The sequence below is a fragment of the Sphingomonas sp. TREG-RG-20F-R18-01 genome (assembly GCF_022662475.1).
Lineage (GTDB): Bacteria > Pseudomonadota > Alphaproteobacteria > Sphingomonadales > Sphingomonadaceae > Sphingomonas.
Genome location: NZ_JAKNQQ010000008.1, coordinates 42,683 through 61,999, shown reverse-complemented (window position 1 = coordinate 61,999; position 19,317 = coordinate 42,683). Strand labels below are relative to the sequence as shown.

Here is a 19,317-nt window from a genome sequence, read left to right as displayed (position 1 = left end):
ACAGGGTCTGAGGGACCGAGCTCACTCCACCCGCAACCCTTCCGTCAGCACCGCCAGCAGCGCGTCGACCTTCGGGCTCAACTGCCGGCTGCGCGGCCAGACGAGGTGGAGCGGGAGACCTTCGGTCGCCTGTCCCGGCAGGATCTCGACCAGGTCGCCGCGCTGCAGGTCCGCGGCGATCAGCCAGGTCGCCAGCTGCGCGATCCCGAACCCGGCCCCGACCGCCTCGACCTGCGCCTCGGCACTGCCGAGCACGATCCGCCCGTCCATCGTGCGCTGCTCGACCCCGCCCGCCGCATCGCCGAAGCGCCATGCGATCGTGCTGCCGTCCGCTCGACCGTACAGGATACAGTCGCGCGTCGCGAGCTCGTCCACGGTCCGCGGCAGGCCATGCTGGTCGAGATACGCGGGCGCGGCGCAGAAGATCACCCGTTCGGTGCCGAGATAGCGATGCCCGAGCGCTTCCGGCCAGGCGGTCGGCGTCCCGATCCGTACCGCGACGTCGACGCCTTCCTCGATCACGTCGACCACCCGGTCGGTAAAGGTGATGTTCGGACGGACATTGGGATGGCGTTCGGCGAAATCGAGCAGCAACGGCAACACCCGCATCCGCCCGAAAGCGACCGGCACGTCGACCTTGAGGCGTCCGACGATGTCGGACCGGTGGGACGCAAGGACCGCCTCGGCCTCCGCAAGATCCGCGAGCACACGGACGCACGTTTCGTAGAAAGCGGCGCCGGCGTCGGTCAGCGTAAGCCGTCGCGTGGTCCGATCGAACAGCCGGCTGCCCAAACGGGTCTCGAGCCGGGCGATGCTCTTGCTGATCGCCGAACTCGTCAGGTGCAACCGCCCCGCAGCAGCGGCGAAGCTGCCCGCGTCGGCGGCGGTGACGAAGGCCTCGATCCCCTTTAGGCGTTCCGACGGAATCATTGCAGCCCTCGATTGCGGAAATACGGTCACTAGTAACACGAATTTTTAGCGCGAGACGATCCGATTTGTCTTCCTACATAGAAGACGATCCGCCGGAGACCCTTTGATGCCGACCACCACCCTATCGTCCCCATCCCGCGACGCACGCGCAGAACCGCGCGGCAACGGCCTTGCCGTGCTGCTGCTCGCGATTTCCGCGTTCGTGATCGTGACCACCGAATTCATCATCGTCGGGCTGTTGCCGAGCCTGTCGCGGGATCTCGGCATTTCGATCGCCGCGGCGGGGCAGCTGGTGACGCTGTTCGCCTTCACCGTGATGCTGGCGGGACCGTTCCTGACCGCGATGCTCTCGCATTTCGAGCGCAAGCGGCTGTTCGTGGTGATCCTGCTGATCTTCGCGGGCGCCAATGCGCTGGCGGCGGCAGCGCCCAACATCTGGATCCTCGGCTTTGCGCGGTTCTTGCCGGCGCTCGCGCTTCCCGTCTTCTGGGGCACCGCGAGCGAGACCGCCGGCGAACTGGCGGGACCGGAACGCGCGGGCAAGGCGGTCGCCAATGTCTATCTCGGCATTTCGGGCGCGATGGTGCTCGGCATTCCGCTGGGGACGCTGGCATCCGAGGCGTTCGGCTGGCGCGGGACCTTCTGGGGCCTGTCGGGGCTGTCGCTGGTGATGGGCGCGATGCTGTTCCTCGTCATGCCGACCCTGGCCAAGCCGCCGCGCGTCAAGCTCGCCGAACAGGCGAAGATCCTGAAGGACCCGTATTTCCTCGGCAACGTCATCCTGTCGGTGGTGGTCTTCACCGCGATGTTCACGGCCTATACCTACCTTGCCGACACGCTGCAGCAGATCGCGCATATCCCGGCGGGTCAGGTCGGCTGGTGGCTGATGGGCTTCGGCATCGTCGGGCTGGGCGGCAACTGGCTCGGTGGCCAGTTCGTCGGACGCGGGCCGTTGCTCGTCACCGCCATCGCCGCGCTCGTGCTCGCGATCGGCGTGGCGGCGACCACCCTGCTCGCCGGGTCGCCGGTCTGGCTGGGCGTCGCGCTGGCGGTATGGGGTGTCGCGAACACCGCGCTCTACCCGATCTGCCAGGTTCGCGTGATGCAGTCGGCGAGCCATGCGCAGGCGCTTGCCGGTACGCTCAACGTGTCGATGGCAAATGCCGGGATCGGCCTCGGCGCGATCATCGGCGGAACGATCATCCTGCACTGGGGTTTGCCGAGCGTCGGCTATGTCGCCGCCGGAATCGCGCTGCTCGCCGTCCTGCTCACGCCGCTCGTTGCGCGGCTGAAGGCACGCGCGGCGAGCTGACGCCCCACCCATCGACTTGCACACGCCCGCAGCATCCGTTCCTTGCCACCCAGGAGAACCGTCATGGCAAAGCTCCCGATCGACCAGAATTACGCCGAGCGCGACGCCAGCATCGCGATCAACAGCTACACCACCGTGCTGCGCCGCCCGCGCGTGCCGCACGATCTGTTCGCGACCTACTGGCGCGACGTGCACGGGCCGCTCTGCTCGCGCATCCCGGGGCTCGGCTGGTACGTCCAGAACCATTTCGACCGGGAACAGGACGCCCATCTCTGGCCGCCGGTCGAGGGGATCACACCCTTCCCCGATTATGAACTGGATGGCGGGGTCGAGATCGGGTTCGCCTCGGCCGCGGACCAGGCCACGTTCAACGACGCCAGCCACATCCTGTTCGCCGACGAACAGAACATGTTCGAGGCGACCGTCGCTTATGCCCTGCCCGACGGATCGCAGACGCTGGTCGACCGTATTCCGGACGCGGTACCCAATGCCGACGACGGCTTCGACCGGATTCACGTCCATCTGGGCGCGGCGGGGGACGATCTCGACGCCTTCGGCACCTTCCTCCGCGCGTTCGCGGCGCAATTGGCGGCGGAGCCCGCGGTCCTGAAGGTGCGGCTGCATCTGCCCGATCGCTATGACAATGCGAACCCGGCGCCGCCCGCCCCGAACGTCGATCATCTCGTTCCCCCAGAGCGCGCCGCGATCGCCATCCTCGAACTCGCCTTCGAGACTCCGCTGACCCGCCGCGCCTTCCTGGAAAGCGACGCGTTCCGCGCGACCGAGGCGGAGCAGCGCAGGCATATCCGCCACGCCACCGCCTTTGCGGTCAGCGGGGTGTACACCTATGTCCGCGACAAGGCGCTCACGCTGGCCGGCCTGCGCGGCAGCCGTCCGGCGCAGTTGATCGAGCGGCTTGGCGCGAACAACCAGACGGCGGACGACGTCCGTCAGCTGATCCTGTCAGGAAAACCCTAACCGACCGCGCGCGGAAATGCGGCCGAAATGATCGGCCGATAGCGGGCGGGGGATATGAAACGCCCCCGCCTGCGCCAACGGACCCGCACCCACCCGTCCCTGCGCCACGGCGTCCTCCTCATGGGCGCGACCTTCGGCGCGATCGCTCCCGCGCACGCCGGCGGTCCGGCCGGGGGCGTGACGCCCAAGACCACCGGCGACGACATCGTCGTAACGGGCCGTGCGCTCCCCGGTTCGGTCGTTGGTGACATTCCGCCCGAAAACCGGCTGAACCCGGCGGACATCGCCGCTTATGGCGTGTCCACCATTAGCGATCTGCTCGATGCCATCGCCGACCAGACGCAAAGCGATGAAGGACGGGACAGCAGCAGTGCGCCGGTCGTGCTGGTCAACGGCAAGCGCGTTTCCGGCGTCAATGAGGTCGGCGACCTGCCGACCGAGGCGGTGCTGCGCATCGACATCCTGCCCGAGGAGGTCGCGCTCAAATATGGCTATGATGCGCAACGCAAGGTCGTCAACGTCATCCTGCGGCGGCGGTTCATCGCCCGCGTCGCCAACGCCACCGGCGGCCGCGCGACCGACGGCGGGGGCGAGAACGGCGCTGGCGTCCTCAGCTATGTGCGCATCCACGACAGCGACCGCTTCAGCCTCTCCGCCAAGGCGGCAGCAAGCGCGGCGCTGCTGCAAAGCGACCGCGGTTTGGTCTCGACCAGCGCGGCGACCGATCCCACCGGCGCGGTGGCGGACGACACCCCCTTTCGCACGCTGCAGCCCGATACGCGCAGCTACACGCTCAACGGCACGTTCGCGCACCGCCTGTCGGACGCGCTGACCGCGTCGCTCAACGCCAATGGCGCCTATCAGACGAGCGCCGCGCGCAACGGCCTGCCGACCGCGACTCTCTCGGTGCCGGCGGACAGTCCCTTCGCGCGCAGCGACGACGCCGCCACGATCACCCGGTTCCTGTCCAGCGCGCCGCTGCGCCAGCACAGCGCGACGGCGACCGCCCATGGTGGCATCACCCTCGACGCGGACCTGTCCAAGGACTGGCAGCTGTCGATGATCGGCACGCTCGACCATAGCGACACGCGCACCGCGACCGATGCGGGGTATGAAAGCAGCACCGTGCAGGCCGCGATCGACGCGGGCGATCCGACCGTCAATCCCTACGGCCCGCTATCCGCCGCCGCGCTCGGGATCGCACGGCGCCAGCACGCGAGCGCCGTTGCCGACACCGGGAGCGCAAGCGTGGTCGCGATGGGCAAGCTGTTCTCCCTGCCCGCCGGCCCGGCGCGTGCCAGCCTGCGCATCGGTGGCGGGTTCAGCGCGCTTTCATCCGGGAGCAGCGGCGCGGGGGCAGCCAGCGCCGCTACGCTCCGCCGGTCCGACTACAATGCGCAGGCCAGCCTCGACGTGCCACTGACCAGCAGCAAGACCGGCTTCCTCGATGCGATCGGGACGCTCTCCGCCAACGTCAATCTCGGCACGACGCAGCTGTCGGACTATGGCGCGCTGGGCACGCTCGGCTACGGGCTCAACTGGACCCCGCGCAAGGGGATCGGCGTCATCGTCGCGGTCAACGAGGATCGCGTCGCGCCGACGCTACAGCAACTCAATGCACCGACGATCCGTACCGCCAACGTGCTCGTCTATGATTACGTGCGCGGACGGACCGTCGCGGTGACGCAGATCAGCGGGGGATCCGCGACGCTGACCGCGGACGACCGGCATGTCTTCAAGCTGGGCCTGTCCGCGGCGGCGATCGCCGCGGCGAAAACCAAGCTGACGCTCAGCGCCACGTACATCGACAGCCGGACCGACAATGCGATCGGATCGCTGCCGACGCTCACCGCCGCGGTCGAGGCGGCGTTTCCCGATCGCTACGTGCGCGATTCCGCGGGCACGCTCGTGTCGGTCGATGCCCGCGCGGTCAATTATGCGCGTGAGGCGCGCCGCGAACTGCGATCCGGGCTGACCTTCTCGCAGGTGCTGCGGTCCCCGACGCGGCCGCGCCCCCCGGCCAACTGGGCTCCGCCTCCCTTCCTGCTGCGCCATGGCGTACCGCGCGACGTTCCGCGGGACGGCGACGCGCGATCGGTCGCGACCCGCGCGGACCGTGCCACCCCGGGCGCGGATGGCGACGATATCGTGGTCGAGGGCCACCGCATGCGCGCGGACGCACTGCCCCCACCCGAACTGCCGCGCGAACTGCCGCGCGATCTGCCGCCCGGCTTCGCCGAGGGCGACGGGCCGCCGCCGGGTCCGCCCCCAGACGGAATGGGGCCGCCGCCGGGAGGCTTCGGCGGCCCCGGCGGTCCGCGGGGTCCTGGCGGGTTTGGCGGTCCCGGTGGTCCTCCCGGTGGTCCTCCCGGTGGCAACGGCGGCGACACGGCGATGCGGCTGCAAGTCTCGCTGTTCCACAGCTGGTATTTCCGCGATCGGATCGTCCTGCGGGATGGCGGCGCGTCGATCGACCTGCTCGATGGTGGATCGACCGGGACCGGCGGCCAGCCGCGGCACGCCGTCCAGGGCGAGGCCGGGATCGTCGACAACGGGATCGGCCTGCGGCTGAGCGGAAACTGGAAAAGCGCGACGACCGTGACGGCGGCGACGACCGCCGCGGGCACGCTGCGCTTCGCCGCGCTCGCGACGCTCGACGTCCGGCTGTTCGCCAACCTCGAGCAACGCTTCGCGGGCCGGTGGGCACGCGCGACACGGGTGACGCTCGCGATCGGCAATGTCGCGGACGCGCGCCAGCATGTCCGCGATGCGACCGGCGCGACCCCGTTGCTGTACCAGGCCGCCGCGATCGATCCGCTCGGGCGGACGATCAGCCTGTCGCTGCGGCGGTTGTTCTAGCCGCTTGGCCCGGCATGAAACGCCCGCACCATCCCGCAGCGTCCGTCGACCGGGGCAAACGCCGCCGGCACGACGCGCTACGCCTTCGGGTCGCCGCGCACGTTCGTCGGATCGGTGCACGTCGCCCTTTGATGCGGGAGCGGGGCCGGTCGCCAGGGGCAACCGGCCCCGCTTCACCGCGAAGTCAGGCGACCCGCGCCTCGACCCGCGGCAGGAACAGATACCCGCGATTGCGGACCGTACGGATGATCTCGTCCCCACCGTTGGCCGACAGCTTGCGGCGCAGCCGGCTGACATGGACGTCGATCGTGCGATCATTGCAGGTCGGGCTGTCGCGCCCGGTCAGGTCTGCCAGATTTTCGCGCGAATGCACGATCTGCGGATCGCGCAGAAAGATGGCGAGCATGCGATATTCGGTTTCGGTCACCGCGACGATCGCGCCGCTCGGCGCGGTCAGCTTGCGGCGTCGCGCGTCGAACGTCCATCCGGCAAAGCCGAAGCAATCCGTCGGCGGCGTCGTCGCCTGACCGATGCCGGTCGCCGTTCCCCGCGCCGCCGTCGCCGCACGGCGACGCAGCACCGAGCGGATCCGCGCCATGATCTCGCGCGGGCTGGACGGTTTGAGGATATAGTCGTCGGCCCCCATCTCGAGCGCGACGATCCGGTCGATCTCGCTCGATATGGCGGAGAACATGATGATTCCGGGACCATCCTCGACATGCATCAGCGAGCGCAGGACCGACAGACCGTCCTCGCCCGGCATCATGATGTCGAGCACGATCAGGTCGCAGTCGCGCCGTTCGAGCCGTTCGCGCAGCGCCGCGCCATTGGCGACGCCTTCGGCGCCGAAGCCGTTCTCGACGAGAAACTCGGTCAGCAGCTCGCGCACGCCGGGATCGTCGTCGACGATCACGATCCTTGCGCCGGAGGCAATCGGCAGGGCAGCCTGGGCAAGGCCGGACGACATGGTGTCACCGCTGGTATGGAATGTCATGATCATGCGACTCCTGAGGGAAAGTTGCTGCGGCGACGAACTGCACCCCGCCCATGGCGTCCTTTCTTTTCCGGCTTGTTTCCCGGGGTATCGAAATCGGCACAAAGACTGCGGTGTGCTGCGGGGCGGGTCGCTCCACGTTCGGACGGACACATCCCGGACACATCGCAACCGCATCGCAACGCGATGACAATGGCCCCCCAGCCCAACCCCGTGCCGCCGCCGCGCGATACCCCGACCGTGCTGGTCGTCGATGACGACCACGCCATCCGCACGCTGCTGACCGAAAGCCTCAGCCGGCACGGCTACCGCGTCGAGACCGCGGCCAGCGCGCAGGAGATGGACGTCGCGCTGGCGCGGCATCCGGTATCGCTGGTGCTGCTCGACATCATGATGCCGGGGGAGGACGGGATTTCCGCGTGCCGGCGGATCGCGCTGCGCGGGGGACCGCCGATCATCTTCCTCAGCGCGCTGGGGGACGAGCCCGACCGGATCCTCGGCCTGGAAATGGGCGCGAGCCATTATCTGACCAAGCCGTGCAGCGCGCGCGAGATCCTCGCCACGGTCCGCGCGGCACTGCGCGCGCGCGACGAGATCGCCGCCGAGCCACGCTATTACTGCTTTCTCGACTGGCGCGTCGATTTCGCGGCGCGCGAGCTGGTCGATGGCAGCGGGATGCTGGTCGACCTGACCGACGGCGAATTCTCGGTGCTGCGCGCGTTCGTGAAACGTCCGCGCCGGGTGCTGACCCGCGATTCGCTGCTCGAGGACGCGCGCGGTCCCGACAGCGATGCCTATGACCGTGCGATCGACGTGCAGGTCAGCCGGTTGCGCCGGAAACTGCGCGCGCGCGACGACGAGATCATCCGCACCATCCGAAATGAAGGGTATTTCTTCGTGCCGACGGTAACCCGCGCATGACCGCGCTCGCCAGGCGCGCGTCGGTCGTCGCCCTGCCCGGGAGCCTGTCGCGCTCCTGGCCGCTGTTCCTGCGCATCTTCGCGACGATGCTGGTGACGGTGCTGTTCGTCCAGGTGCTCAATTTCGGCGCGTTCGTGCTGATGCCGCCGCCCTCGCCCGTCATCTTCACGTCGAGCCGCATCGCCACCGTCGCGCGCACCGGGCGGGACGCAAGCCATTTGCTGACGATCCATGCGACGGGCGCGCCGCGCGCCGCGGCGGAGAATCCGCGCGACCTGGCGCTGGCGCGGTCGATCGCGTCGGACCTGCGCTTGCCGGCCGCGTCCGTCCTCGTCGAATCCGGCCAGCACAAGGGGCCGACGATCATCGGCGTGTTCCGCCCCCCGCTCCCGATGGGGATGGGGGGCCCGCGGCAACATCGCGCGATGGACGATGCGCTGTTCGGCGATTTCACCGTGTCGATCCGCCGGCCCGACGGCACGTGGCTGATGGTCGAGCCGGTCGAACGGCTGCTCAGCCCGTGGCGGATGCGCTTCGTCCTGTGGTTCGTGCTGGCCGCGGTGGCGATCGCGCCGCTGGCCTGGGGCGTATCGCGGCGGATCGCAAAGCCGATCGCGCTGTTCGCGGCGGCGGCGGACCGGCTCGGCCGCGACCCGCGTGCCGAGCCGCTGACGCTGACCGGACCGTCCGAAATCGCCGAGGCGGCGGCCGCGTTCAACCAGATGCAGGAACGGCTCAACCGCTATGTCGAGGATCGCACGACGCTGATCGCCGCGGTCGCGCACGATCTGCGCACGCCGCTGATGCGGCTGTCGCTCCGGCTGGAAAAGGCGCCCGACGACCTGCGGCTGGCGGGGGAAGAGGACATTCGCGAGATGAGCGACCGGATCGGCGCGGCGATGGCGTTCGTCCGCGAGATGACGCGGCATGTCCGGCGGCAGCGGCTCGACCTGCGCTCGCTCGCGGAGAGCGTCGTGTCCGATGCGAGCGACGCGGGCGGCGACGTGATGCTCCATGCCGGTCCGTCGATCGTGATGGAGGGCGACGCGCCGTCGCTCAAGGCGTTGCTGACCAATCTGGTGAGCAATGCGGTCAAATATGCGGGCAATGCCGAGGTCACGCTGCGATCGGAGCGGGGGGTCGCGATCATCGAGGTCGCGGATACCGGGCCGGGGATGCTCCCGTCCGACCTGGTGCGCGCGTTCGAACCGTTCTTCCGCGCCGAACGCTCGCGCAGTCGCGACACCGGCGGCACGGGACTTGGCCTGGCGAGCGTCCGCGCGGTCGCGCGGGCGCACGGCGGGGACGCGACGATCGCGTCGCGTCCGGGCGGCGGGTTGCTCGCGCGCGTGACGCTGCCGGTGTGACGGATCTTGCCGCCGCCGTCACCCCGCGCTTGTTCCGGGTCCACCGTGCAGCCATTCCATCGGTTTACGGACGCAAACCACGGTGGACCCCGCACAGGGCATGGCCTCTGCGAAACCATATCAGTTCTCCCGCGAAGGCGGGAGTCCAGGAGTCGCGAGAACTGTACGCCGTTGTTTTGCTTGGCCCTGAATTCCCGCCTTCGCGGGAAAACAACAAACGAAGGGCTCGTATACCGACTTTCGCAGTGGCCTCGCCCAGGGCCGGGGTGACGGCGCAAGTCGAGAGTGGTTCCAGCACCGGTCCAGGGCGCTCGCCACCTTCATGGAACGAGCCGCCACCAGGTCGACACCACGAAGAGCGCCACCCGCACGATCACTGGAAGGTCGCCCCGGCCGCCAGCATCTTGGAGGGGCTGATGCCCTGCTGCTCGAGAAACTGGTTGAGCCCGGTGACGAGCTCGAGCGCGGCGGTCGGCGTGAAGGCGACGCGCCCGACCACGACCCGCTCCAGCGCGGGTTGCGGACGGCTGTGGTCGCAGCGCGCGCTTTCCAGCGTCATCACGATCACGCCGCCCATGTTGGCCAGCCCCGAATAGCCCGTCGCGAAAATCTCCGGCGCGAACGGATTGTCGACATAGGGCGGTTCCTCGACCTTGGGCTCGGGAACGATCGGACTCTTAATGGCAACGTACATGGCAAGCCTTTCAGACAAACGCGCCGGAGGGGGAACGGTGCGTCGGGCTCTGGTGCGCCCGCTGAATGTCTGCCGCGTGTCCCGCGCTTGGCTGGGACGACACAGAGCCGGGTCGCGGCGGCGCGCACGTTGATCGCCATGACCGATTGTGCCCGCCGCGACGCATGCCGTGGCGCGGGTGTCACACGCGAAAATCCGCCGGACACATCGCCTCCCTAGCCCGACGGCTGGTTGGAGATGCAGTGATGTTTTTGGTGTTGGGCGTTGGCCCGATCGTTTTCGCAACCGCCGCCGTGTCGGGGACCACGGCTCCTCCGAAGGTCCTCTCGCGGCAACAGCCACCCGCAGCCCCGACACCGGCCGCCCAGCGCCCGATCCGGTCGATCCGGGTCGAGGGCGCGCAACGCGTCGAGCCCGAGACGGTGCTGTCCTATACCAGGCTGCGCACCGGCCAGCCGTTCACCAACGAAACACTCGATCAGGCGATCAAGGATCTCTACGCGAGCGACCTGTTCGCCGACGTGTCGATCGCGGGCGCCGAGACCGGCGCCATCGTGCTGCGCGTCCGCGAGAACCCGATCATCAACCGCATCCTGTTCGAGGGGAACAAGCGGCTGAAGGAGGACAAGATCAAGAAGGAGGTGAAGCTCGCCCCGCGCCAGATCTTCACCCGCACCGCGGTCCGGCAGGATGTCGCGCGGATCATCGAACTGTATCGCCGGCAGGGGCGGTTCGCCGCCGTCGTCGAGCCGAAGATGGTCAACCTCGACCAGAACCGCGTCGACGTCATCTTCGAGGTGTCGGAAGGCCCGAAGTCCAAGGTCCGCCAGATCAACATCCTCGGCAACACGGTGTTCTCGGAAGGCAAACTGCGCGAGCAGATGGCCACCAAGGAAGCGCGTCTCAAGACGCTGTTGAGCGCGAACACCAGCTACGACCAGGATCGCCTCGCCTATGACCAGCAGAAGCTGCGGCAATTCTACCTGACCGAGGGCTATGCCGACTTCAAGGTCATCTCCGCGGTCGCCGAGCTGACCCCGGACAAGCGCGACTTCATCATCACTTACGTGGTCGAGGAAGGAAAACGCTACAAATTCGGCGACGTGACGGTCGACAGCGACATTCGCGACTTCGACAACACGAAGCTCGCCGCGAGCCTCGGGATCGTCAAGGGTAGCTGGTACAACGCCAAGCAGGTCGAGACCGCGGTGGATTCGCTCAGCCAGGCGGCGGGCGCGTTCGGCTATGCCTTCGTCGACGTCAGCCCCGATTTCCAGCGCGACAAGGACACGCTGACGATGGGGATCAACTTCCACGTCGCCGAGGCCAAGCGCACCTACATCGAGCGGATCGACGTCAACGGCAACACGCAGACGCAAGACAAGATCATCCGCCGCGAGATCCGGCTGGCCGAGGGCGATGCGTTCAGCAGTTTCCAGGTCAAGCGCTCACAGGACCGGATCAACTCGCTGGGGTATTTCCAGGACAAGTTCGAGATCAAGCAGAGCCAGGGTTCCGCCCCCGACCGCGTCGTGCTGACCGCCGACGTGCAGGAGAAATCGACCGGCGAGCTGTCGCTGTCGGCGGGCTATTCGAGCCTCGAGAAGTTCATCATCCAGGCGTCGATCAAGCAGCGCAATTTCCGCGGCAAGGGCCAGGAACTGCGCGCGAGCGTGAGCTATTCGACCTATTCCAAGTCAGTCGAGCTGGGCTTCACCGAACCCTATCTGTTCGACACCAATATCGCGCTCGGCGGAGACATCTTCCGGCGCGACTATCGCTCGTACAATACGATCGGCGATACCAACACGACGACCTACACCCAGCTGTCGACCGGGTTCCAGGTCCGCGCGGCCTTGCCGCTGAGCGAATATTGGACCGCCTCGACGCGCTACGGCCTCAGCTACGACCAGGTCTCGCTCGATGCCGCGACCTATTACACCAACGGCACCTGCGACACGGCGCTTGCGGGATCCTATCTGTGCGACGCGGTCGGCAACCGCTGGACCTCGTCGGTCGGCTATTCGATCATCTTCGATTCGCTCAACAACCGGCTCAACCCGACCAAGGGCTCGCGCCTGTCGATCAGCCAGGATTTCGCGGGGCTGGGCGGCGATACGCATTATCTCCGCTCGACCATCGTCGCGTCCAAATACTGGGGCCTCGGCTCGGGCTTCGTGCTCAACGCGCAGGCCGAGGGGGGGCATATCCAGGGGATCAGGCAGGACGTCCGGCTGACCGACCGCTTCTTCCTCGGCGACCCGCAGATGCGCGGGTTCGACATTCGCGGGGTCGGGCCGCGCGTGACGCGAAGCTATTACGACACGTCGACGATCCCAGCGACGCTCACCGCCGCCAGCAACAACACCTCGGAAGCACTCGGCGGCGACACCTATTATCGCGGGCGGCTGGAGATGGAGCTGCCGCTCGGCGCGGGGATGCGCGAGTTGGGGCTGCAGCCGTCGATCTATGCCGATATCGGCGCGGTGTTCGGCGGGAAGACGCCGACGCTCGCGGACAGTTGCGCCGCCGCGATCGTCGCGGGCGTCGCCTGCACCACGACCAACCGCCAATATACCAACAGCAGTGGCGCGCCGCTGTACCTCGACTCGTCCGGCAACAGCACGACGACCAACACCGGCACGCCGTACACCTATGCGTTGAGCAACTACCGCGAGACCTATTCCGGCAACAGCCCGAAGCCGCGCGTCTCGATCGGCATCGGGGTCAACTGGAACTCGCCGTTCGGCCCGCTGCGGATCGATCTGGCGAAGGCGCTGCTCAAGCAGAAGGGCGACGATACCAAGCTGGTGACGTTCAACGTCGGCGGGCAGTTCTGAGGGGGGCGGACCCTGGACACCTTCACCGTCGTCAGCCCGGACTGGCGCGACTGCCCCCTCGTCCGTCACCCCGGCGAAGGCCGGGGCCGCCATGGTGACGCGCGCGACCGGCGATACAGCACCGCATCGCCCCGCCGCGCCCGGGTAACTACACGGCCCCAGCCTCCGCCGGGGTGACGGACGAGGCGCCGGGCGGCTTTTGCAAAGGCGTCATGACAAACGGAGGGCGTCCACCCGGAACGCCCCAACCCTCAGGACCTCCACGAACCTCCCGAGAAGAACGACCGACCATATGGATGGTAGGTCGACGGATAGGTGCTCGCCTGCTCCTGATGGTGCCGCAGGATCGGCGGCTGGCGGTTGCGGCTTGCAGCGCCTCCGCGCCCGGGAGCCGAGCCCTCATGCGACCGTCGCGTTCGTGTCGAACGCCAACGGTCCCGTCGCTGGACGTTTGGTCGCGAATGCCTATATACCGCCCGGTATGAATAGCGTTTGCTCCACCCCGGCACCGAAAGGCAGGCCGCGCGAGTTCGACATCGACGAGGCGCTCGGGCAGGCGTTGCTCGTGTTCTGGCGCAACGGCTATGAGGCCGCGTCGATGGCCGAGCTGACCAGCGCGATGGGAATCACCAAGCCCAGCCTGTACGCGGCGTTCGGCAACAAGGAAGCGTTGTTTCACAAGGCGCTCGACCTCTACGAGCGCGAAAAGCTCGCCTACATGACCTCCGCCCTCGAGGCGCCCACCGCACGGGGCGTGGCAGAGCGCCTGCTCCACGGCGCGCTCGAGATGCAGATGAGCACCTGCGATCCCAAGGGTTGCCTCGGGGTGATCAGCGCCGCCACCTGTGGCGCGGAGGCCGAGCCGATCAAGGCCGAGGTGGTCAAGCGCCGGGCATCCTCGGAAGCCGCGCTGATTCGCCGGTTCGAACAGGCGCAGGCAGCGGGGGAACTCCCCGACGGCATGACCCCGGCCGCGCTCACCCGCTATCTGTTCGCGATCCTGCAGGGCATGGCGCTGCAGGGCGGGTCCGGCGCGACGTGCGTGCAGCTGAGCGAACTGGTCGCGACCAGCATGGCGGTCTGGCCGACGAAATAAGCGGTTTTCCGTTCGGCCCGCGATAATTATTCGGAACGGTATAGAATGCAGTTGACGCGCTGCATCCGCCCTTTATATACCGACTGGTACTGAAGCTGGTTCCTCCCGCGGCCCCGGCATCGACAGAAGGGTTACCGCCCATGATCACCACCGCCACCTGATCGTGCCTGCAGCGATGCTGCGTGTTTTTTCAATACGATAGACCCGTCCGGCACGGCACGACCGTGTTTGCGCCGCCGGGCCTTCACGCCTGCGACAGGTGCAACGTTGACGATGTTTCGTCCGCGCGAGGCCGTCGCTCGTCCCGATGACCGGCAAAGACCCAAAGGGGGAATTTTCCATGGCTTATTACGATATCGACCACCCGTTCGCCGCCCCCGTCGCCAGCCGCACCACGGCGAGCGCCGCGCCCCGGGCGAGCTTTTCCGCGCTCGAATGGAGCGTGATCGCCTTGTCGCAGCGCGATTCGCTGGGAAGCCTGCGCACGCCCGGCCGGATGTCGCGCGCGCTCGGCGGCCTGTTCGGGCGCGGCGCCGCATCGCGGCTCGCCGACCCCAAGCTCGAGGCGCTGCGCCGCGCCGCGGTCTACGCCCGCCACCGTGGCTACGCCTTGCCCGTGACCGAAATCGCCAATTTCCACGAAAACGGTTTTTCCGAAGCGCAGATGGAGACGCTGGTCACCAGCGTCACCGGCCTGCGCGTCGGCCAGAACAGTCGGAGAGTCTCCGCATGAACATGATCACCCCGATCGAAACCGCGCAGGACAGCCGCGGAGCCATGGCGCGCCGGTCGCGCTGGCAGACACGCGGACTGATTCTCGTGCCGATCGCGATCGCCGGGGTGGTCGGCGTCAAGCTGTTCGACCATTCCGACGCGGTCGCCGCCGCGCCGCCCCCTGCTGCGGTCACGGTCGCCGCGCCGCTGGTCCGTCAGGTGAGCGAGTGGGACGATTATGTCGGCCGCTTCGCACCGAGCCGTTCGGTCGAGGTGCGCCCGCGCGTCGCGGGTGAGGTGACCGGCGTGCATTTCCACGATGGCGACGTCGTCCGGCCGGGGCAGTTGCTGTTCACGATCGATGCGCGCCCCTTCGCCGCGGCGCTGGCGGAAGCGCGCGCCAACGAGGCGAGCGCGCAGAGTGCGCTAGTGCTGGCGCGCACCGACCTCGGCCGCGCGACGCGGCTGATCAAGGACGATGCGGTGTCGGCGGGCGAAGTCGATGCGCTGCGCGGCAAGCTCCAGGCCGCCCAGGCTGGGCTCGCCGCCGCGCAGGCGCGGGTTCGCGCGCGCGCGCTGGACGTGTCGTTCACCCAGATCCGCGCGCCGATCGGCGGGCGCATCTCGGACCGCAAGGTCGATGCGGGCAATCAGGTCGCGGGCGGCGAAGGCACCGGCGGCACCGTGCTCACCACGATCAACGCGCTCGACCCGATCTACTTCACCTTCGACGGATCGGAAGCCTTGTTCCTCAAGACGCAGCGCTCGCGCCAGCCGGGCGCCGCCGCCCCCACGGTCGAGATCCAGTTGCAGGACGAGACCAGCCACCGCTGGAAGGGCAAGCTCGACTTCACCGACAACGGCCTCGACACGCATTCGGGGACGATCCGCGGGCGCGCGGTGCTGCCCAACCCGGGGCTGTTCCTGACGCCGGGGATGTTCGGCAACATGCGCCTCGCCAGCGCCGGAACCAAACCCGCTTTGCTCGTCCCCGACGATGCGGTGCAGACCGATCAGGCGCGCAAGGTGCTGCTGACGGTCGACCGGAACAACGTCGTCACTGCCAAGCCGGTGGTGCTCGGCGCGGTGGTCGACGGGATGCGGGTGATCCGCTCGGGCGTCGGCCCGCAGGACCGGATCATCATCAAGGGCACGCAGATGGCGATGCCCGGGGCAAAGGTCGCGCCCACGTTGGGCAAGATCGCAGTGTCGGCGGATGCGTCCGCTCCGATGCCGCAGCCGATCGCAGGCGAAGCGACGCTGACCAGATAACCGCCTTCTTCCCCGGCGCAGGCCGGGGCCCAGTCGGGACGCACTCTCGGCTCCATTCACTGCCGTTCCACTCCTGGGCCCCGGCCTCCGCCGGGGAAGGAGGGAGTGTGCCCGCGGAATAGGAACTCGCATCATGCGCTTCTCGCGCTTCTTCATCACCCGGCCGATCTTCGCCGGGGTCATCGCGGTGGTCATCACCATCGTCGGGCTGATCGCGTACATGGGCCTCCCCGTGTCGCAATATCCCGACATCGTGCCCCCCACCGTCACCGTCAGCGCGGTCTATCCCGGCGCATCCGCCGAGACGGTCGCGGAAACCGTCGCCGCGCCGATCGAGCAGGAAATCAACGGCGTCGACAATATGCTGTACCAGTCGTCGCAATCGACCGGCGACGGCAAGGTGACGATCACCGTCACCTTCAAGATCGGCACCAACCTCGATGCGGCACAGGTGCTGGTGCAGAACCGCGTCGCGGTCGCCGTCCCGCGCCTGCCCGAGGACGTCCAGCGGTTGGGCGTGGTGACGCGCAAGACCAGCCCCGACTTCCTGATGGTCGTCAACCTCGTCTCGCCCGACGGCTCGCTCGATCGCGGCTACATCTCCAATTACGCGCTGACGCAGGTGCGCGACCGCCTCAGCCGCATCGACGGCGTCGGCGACGTGCAACTGTTCGGCGCGCGCGATTATTCGATGCGCGTGTGGATCGACCCCGGCCGCGCCGCCGCGCTCAACCTGACCGCGGGCGAAATCGTCGCCGCGCTGCGCGCGCAGAACGTCCAGGTCGCAGCGGGCACGCTCGGCCAGCCGCCTTATGCGACGGGGAACGCGTTCCAGCTCAACGTCGAAACGCAGGGCCGCCTCACCGACCCTAAGCAGTTCGCCGACGTGGTGATCCGCACCGACACCGACGGCCGTCAGGTCAAGGTGTCCGACGTCGCCCGTGTCGAGCTCGGCGCGCAGGATTATGGCGCGAACACCTATCTCAGCGGCAAGCCCACCGTCATCGCCGCGGTCTTCCAGCGCCCCGGCTCCAACGCGCTCGCCGCCGCGCAGGCGGTGTCCGCCGAGATGGAGACGATGTCGAAGAAATTCCCCAAGGGGCTCGCCTACAAGGTCATCTACAACCCGACCGAATTCATCGCCCAGTCGATCGACGCGGTGAAGCACACGCTGATCGAGGCGATGGTGCTGGTCGTGCTCGTCATCCTCGTTTTCCTCCAGAAGTGGCGTGCGGCGATCATCCCGATCGTCGCGATCCCGGTCTCGCTGATCGGCACCTTCGCGGTGCTCGCGGCGGTCGGCTATTCGCTCAACAACCTGTCGCTGTTCGGGCTGGTGCTTGCGATCGGGATCGTCGTCGATGACGCGATCGTCGTGGTCGAGAATGTCGAGCGCAACCTCGAGGCCGGGCTCTCCCCGCTCGAGGCGGCGCGCAAGTCGATGGACGAAGTGTCGGGCGCGCTCGTCGCGATCGTGCTGGTGTTGTGCGCGGTGTTCATCCCGACCGTGTTCCTGACCGGCCTGTCGGGCGCCTTCTACCGCCAGTTCGCGGTAACGATCTCGACCGCGACGATCATCTCGCTGCTGCTTTCGCTGACGCTGTCGCCAGCACTCGCGGCGATGCTGCTCAAGCCGCACACGGATGCGCATTCGGGCGGTCGCCTGACCCGCCTCGTCCGGCGCGCGGGCGACGGTTTCAACCGCGGGTTCGAGCGGATGAGCGCCGCTTATGGTCGCCTCACCTTCCGTCTCGTCAGCGCACCGCGCAAGATGATGCTCGTCTATGGCGGCCTGATCGCGCTCACCGCCTTCGTCTTCACCGTCACCCCCGCAGGCTTCGTCCCCGCACAGGACCAGGGCTATTTCCTGACCGTGATCCAGCTCCCGCCCGGCTCCTCGGTCGAACGCACCGATGCGGTGATGCAGAAGGTCGCCAAGCGCATCCTCCCGCTCGCCGGGGTCAAGGGCGCGGTGATGCTCGCGGGCTTCGACGGCCCGTCGCAGACGCTCGCGCCGAACAGCGCCGCCGCCTACATTCCGCTCAAGAGCTTCGAAGAACGCAAGAAGCTTGGCGTAACCTTCGCCGGGATCATGGCCGAAGCGCAAAAGGCCACCGCCGACATCAACGAGGCGCGGCTGCTGATCGTGCCTCCACCGCTCATTCAAGGGATCGGCTCGGCGGGCGGCTATCGCCTGATGGTGCAGGACCAGCAGGGGCATGGCTATCGGGAGATGGGCAAGACCGCCTATGACCTGATCGGCAAGGCCAACCAGACCAAGGGCTTGGCGCAAGTCTACACCTTCTTCGACACCGCCACCCCGCGTATCTTCGCGGATGTCGATCGCACCAAGGCGAACATGCTGGGCGTGCCCCCGGAGCGCGTGTTCGAGGCGTTGCAGGTCTATCTCGGCTCCGCGTTCGTCAACGACTTCAACCTGCTGGGCCGCACCTATCGCGTCACCGCGCAGGCCGATGCGCCGTTCCGCAACACGACGGCGGATATCGCCAACCTCAAGACGCGTTCGAACACCGGGCAAATGGTGCCGATCGGGTCGGTCTCGACCTTCCGCGACAAGACCGGGCCGTATCGGGTCGTGCGCTATAACCTGTTCCCCGCGGTCGAGGTGGATGGCGACACCGCCAAGGGCTCGTCTTCGGGCCAGTCGTTGGTCGCGATGGAGAAGCTCGCGGATACCGCCTTGCCCACCGGCTACGCGCATGAATGGACCGGCATCGCCTATCAGCAGAAGTCGGCGGGCAGCACCGCCGCGCTTGTCTTCGGCATGGCGGTGGTGTTCGTCTTCCTCGTGCTGGCCGCGCAATATGAGAGCCTGACGCTGCCGCTTGCGATCATCCTGATCGTGCCGATGTGCCTGCTGGCGGCGATGACCGGCGTGAATCTGCGCGGGATGGACAATAACGTCCTCACGCAGATCGGCCTCGTCGTGCTGATCGCGCTTGCGGCCAAGAACGCGATCCTAGTGGTCGAATTCGCCAAGCAGGCGGAGGAAGAGGATGGCCTCACGCCGATCGAGGCCGCGGTGCGCGCCGCGACCGACCGTCTGCGCCCGATCCTGATGACGAGCTTCGCGTTCATCCTCGGCGCGGTGCCGCTGGTGATCGCCGAGGGGGCTGGCGCGGAATTGCGTCAGGCGCTCGGGACGGCGGTGTTCTTCGGGATGATCGGCGTGACCGGCTTCGGGTTGCTGTTCACCCCCACTTTCTACGTCGTCGCGCGGGCGCTGGCGAAGCGGCTTGAACGTCGCCCTGCCCCCCTGCCCGTCACGCCATATGGCCCCGTTGCGCCGCACGCGCTGCAGCCAGCCGAATAGGACCGC

General features: G+C 67.8%; 13 protein-coding genes. 10 read left to right on the top strand and 3 right to left on the bottom strand.

Annotated features, from left to right (window positions below):
* Positions 1–21: 21 nt before the first annotated feature.
* Positions 22–930, bottom strand: a complete 909-nt coding sequence (locus tag L8K25_RS17975) for a LysR family transcriptional regulator (protein WP_242140373.1) — start codon at positions 928–930, stop codon at positions 22–24.
* A gap of 106 nt (positions 931–1,036) precedes the next feature.
* On the opposite strand from L8K25_RS17975, the gene L8K25_RS17970 reads away from it, so the two are divergent.
* From L8K25_RS17970 to L8K25_RS17960, 3 genes are all read left to right on the top strand, one after another.
* Entirely contained in the window at positions 1,037–2,242 is a 1,206-nt protein-coding gene (locus tag L8K25_RS17970; protein ID WP_242140372.1) for an MFS transporter, read from the top strand.
* Positions 2,243–2,305: 63 nt separating this feature from the next.
* A complete protein-coding gene (locus L8K25_RS17965) occupies positions 2,306–3,220 on the top strand; it encodes an EthD domain-containing protein (protein ID WP_242140371.1) in 915 nt (304 codons plus the stop codon).
* Positions 3,221–3,274: 54 nt separating this feature from the next.
* A complete protein-coding gene (locus L8K25_RS17960) occupies positions 3,275–6,079 on the top strand; it encodes a TonB-dependent receptor (RefSeq protein ID WP_242140370.1) in 2,805 nt (934 codons plus the stop codon).
* Between the two features lie 184 nt (positions 6,080–6,263).
* On the opposite strand, the gene L8K25_RS17955 is transcribed toward L8K25_RS17960, so the two are convergent.
* Positions 6,264–7,073, bottom strand: a complete 810-nt coding sequence (locus tag L8K25_RS17955; protein WP_242140369.1) for a response regulator transcription factor — start codon at positions 7,071–7,073, stop codon at positions 6,264–6,266.
* 186 nt (positions 7,074–7,259) lie between these two features.
* Between L8K25_RS17955 and L8K25_RS17950 the strand changes: the two genes are divergently transcribed.
* Together L8K25_RS17950 and L8K25_RS17945 are read left to right on the top strand one after the other, a co-directional pair.
* Entirely contained in the window at positions 7,260–7,994 is a 735-nt protein-coding gene (locus L8K25_RS17950; protein WP_242140368.1) for a response regulator, read from the top strand.
* Complete coding sequence (locus L8K25_RS17945) at positions 7,991–9,361, top strand: HAMP domain-containing sensor histidine kinase (protein WP_242140367.1); 1,371 nt, start codon at positions 7,991–7,993, stop codon at positions 9,359–9,361. Before L8K25_RS17950 ends, L8K25_RS17945 begins: the two co-directional genes overlap by 4 nt.
* A 373-nt stretch (positions 9,362–9,734) precedes the next feature.
* Here L8K25_RS17945 and L8K25_RS17940 read toward each other — a convergent pair whose 3' ends face one another.
* Positions 9,735–10,055 (bottom strand): hypothetical protein, encoded by a 321-nt coding sequence (locus L8K25_RS17940; protein ID WP_242140366.1) that lies wholly within the window; start codon positions 10,053–10,055, stop codon positions 9,735–9,737.
* 245 nt (positions 10,056–10,300) lie between these two features.
* Here L8K25_RS17940 and bamA point away from each other — a divergent pair, with 245 nt between their 5' ends.
* The 5 genes from bamA (at position 10,301) to L8K25_RS17915 (ending at position 19,311) form a co-directional block, all read left to right on the top strand.
* Positions 10,301–12,895 (top strand): outer membrane protein assembly factor BamA, encoded by a 2,595-nt coding sequence (bamA, locus tag L8K25_RS17935; RefSeq protein WP_242140365.1) that lies wholly within the window; start codon positions 10,301–10,303, stop codon positions 12,893–12,895.
* Between the two features lie 481 nt (positions 12,896–13,376).
* Positions 13,377–13,991 carry a TetR/AcrR family transcriptional regulator gene (locus tag L8K25_RS17930; RefSeq protein WP_242140364.1) on the top strand — a complete coding sequence of 205 codons (615 nt, stop codon included), beginning with the start codon at positions 13,377–13,379 and terminating at the stop codon, positions 13,989–13,991.
* Between the two features lie 340 nt (positions 13,992–14,331).
* Entirely contained in the window at positions 14,332–14,724 is a 393-nt protein-coding gene (locus L8K25_RS17925) for a hypothetical protein (RefSeq protein ID WP_242140363.1), read from the top strand.
* A complete protein-coding gene (locus L8K25_RS17920; RefSeq protein WP_242140362.1) occupies positions 14,721–15,977 on the top strand; it encodes an efflux RND transporter periplasmic adaptor subunit in 1,257 nt (418 codons plus the stop codon). Before L8K25_RS17925 ends, L8K25_RS17920 begins: the two co-directional genes overlap by 4 nt.
* Positions 15,978–16,110: 133 nt before the next feature.
* Positions 16,111–19,311 carry a multidrug efflux RND transporter permease subunit gene (locus L8K25_RS17915; RefSeq protein WP_242140361.1) on the top strand — a complete coding sequence of 1,067 codons (3,201 nt, stop codon included), beginning with the start codon at positions 16,111–16,113 and terminating at the stop codon, positions 19,309–19,311.
* The last annotated feature ends 6 nt before the right edge of the window (positions 19,312–19,317 follow it).

What these genes read in the sequence shown, in the direction of transcription:
- L8K25_RS17970 (WP_242140372.1), top strand. Translation starts at nt 1,037, where the DNA reads ATGCCGACCACCACCCTATCGTCCCCATCCCGCGACGCACGCGCAGAA.
- L8K25_RS17965 (WP_242140371.1), top strand. Translation starts at nt 2,306, where the DNA reads ATGGCAAAGCTCCCGATCGACCAGAATTACGCCGAGCGCGACGCCAGC.
- L8K25_RS17960 (WP_242140370.1), top strand. Translation starts at nt 3,275, where the DNA reads ATGAAACGCCCCCGCCTGCGCCAACGGACCCGCACCCACCCGTCCCTG.
- L8K25_RS17945 (WP_242140367.1), top strand. Translation starts at nt 7,991, where the DNA reads ATGACCGCGCTCGCCAGGCGCGCGTCGGTCGTCGCCCTGCCCGGGAGC.
- L8K25_RS17950 (WP_242140368.1), top strand. Translation starts at nt 7,260, where the DNA reads ATGACAATGGCCCCCCAGCCCAACCCCGTGCCGCCGCCGCGCGATACC.
- L8K25_RS17930 (WP_242140364.1), top strand. Translation starts at nt 13,377, where the DNA reads ATGAATAGCGTTTGCTCCACCCCGGCACCGAAAGGCAGGCCGCGCGAG.
- L8K25_RS17925 (WP_242140363.1), top strand. Translation starts at nt 14,332, where the DNA reads ATGGCTTATTACGATATCGACCACCCGTTCGCCGCCCCCGTCGCCAGC.
- L8K25_RS17920 (WP_242140362.1), top strand. Translation starts at nt 14,721, where the DNA reads ATGAACATGATCACCCCGATCGAAACCGCGCAGGACAGCCGCGGAGCC.
- L8K25_RS17975 (WP_242140373.1), bottom strand. Translation starts at nt 930, where the DNA reads ATGATTCCGTCGGAACGCCTAAAGGGGATCGAGGCCTTCGTCACCGCC.
- L8K25_RS17940 (WP_242140366.1), bottom strand. Translation starts at nt 10,055, where the DNA reads ATGTACGTTGCCATTAAGAGTCCGATCGTTCCCGAGCCCAAGGTCGAG.
- L8K25_RS17955 (WP_242140369.1), bottom strand. Translation starts at nt 7,073, where the DNA reads ATGACATTCCATACCAGCGGTGACACCATGTCGTCCGGCCTTGCCCAG.
- L8K25_RS17915 (WP_242140361.1), top strand. Translation starts at nt 16,111, where the DNA reads ATGCGCTTCTCGCGCTTCTTCATCACCCGGCCGATCTTCGCCGGGGTC.
- bamA (WP_242140365.1), top strand. Translation starts at nt 10,301, where the DNA reads ATGTTTTTGGTGTTGGGCGTTGGCCCGATCGTTTTCGCAACCGCCGCC.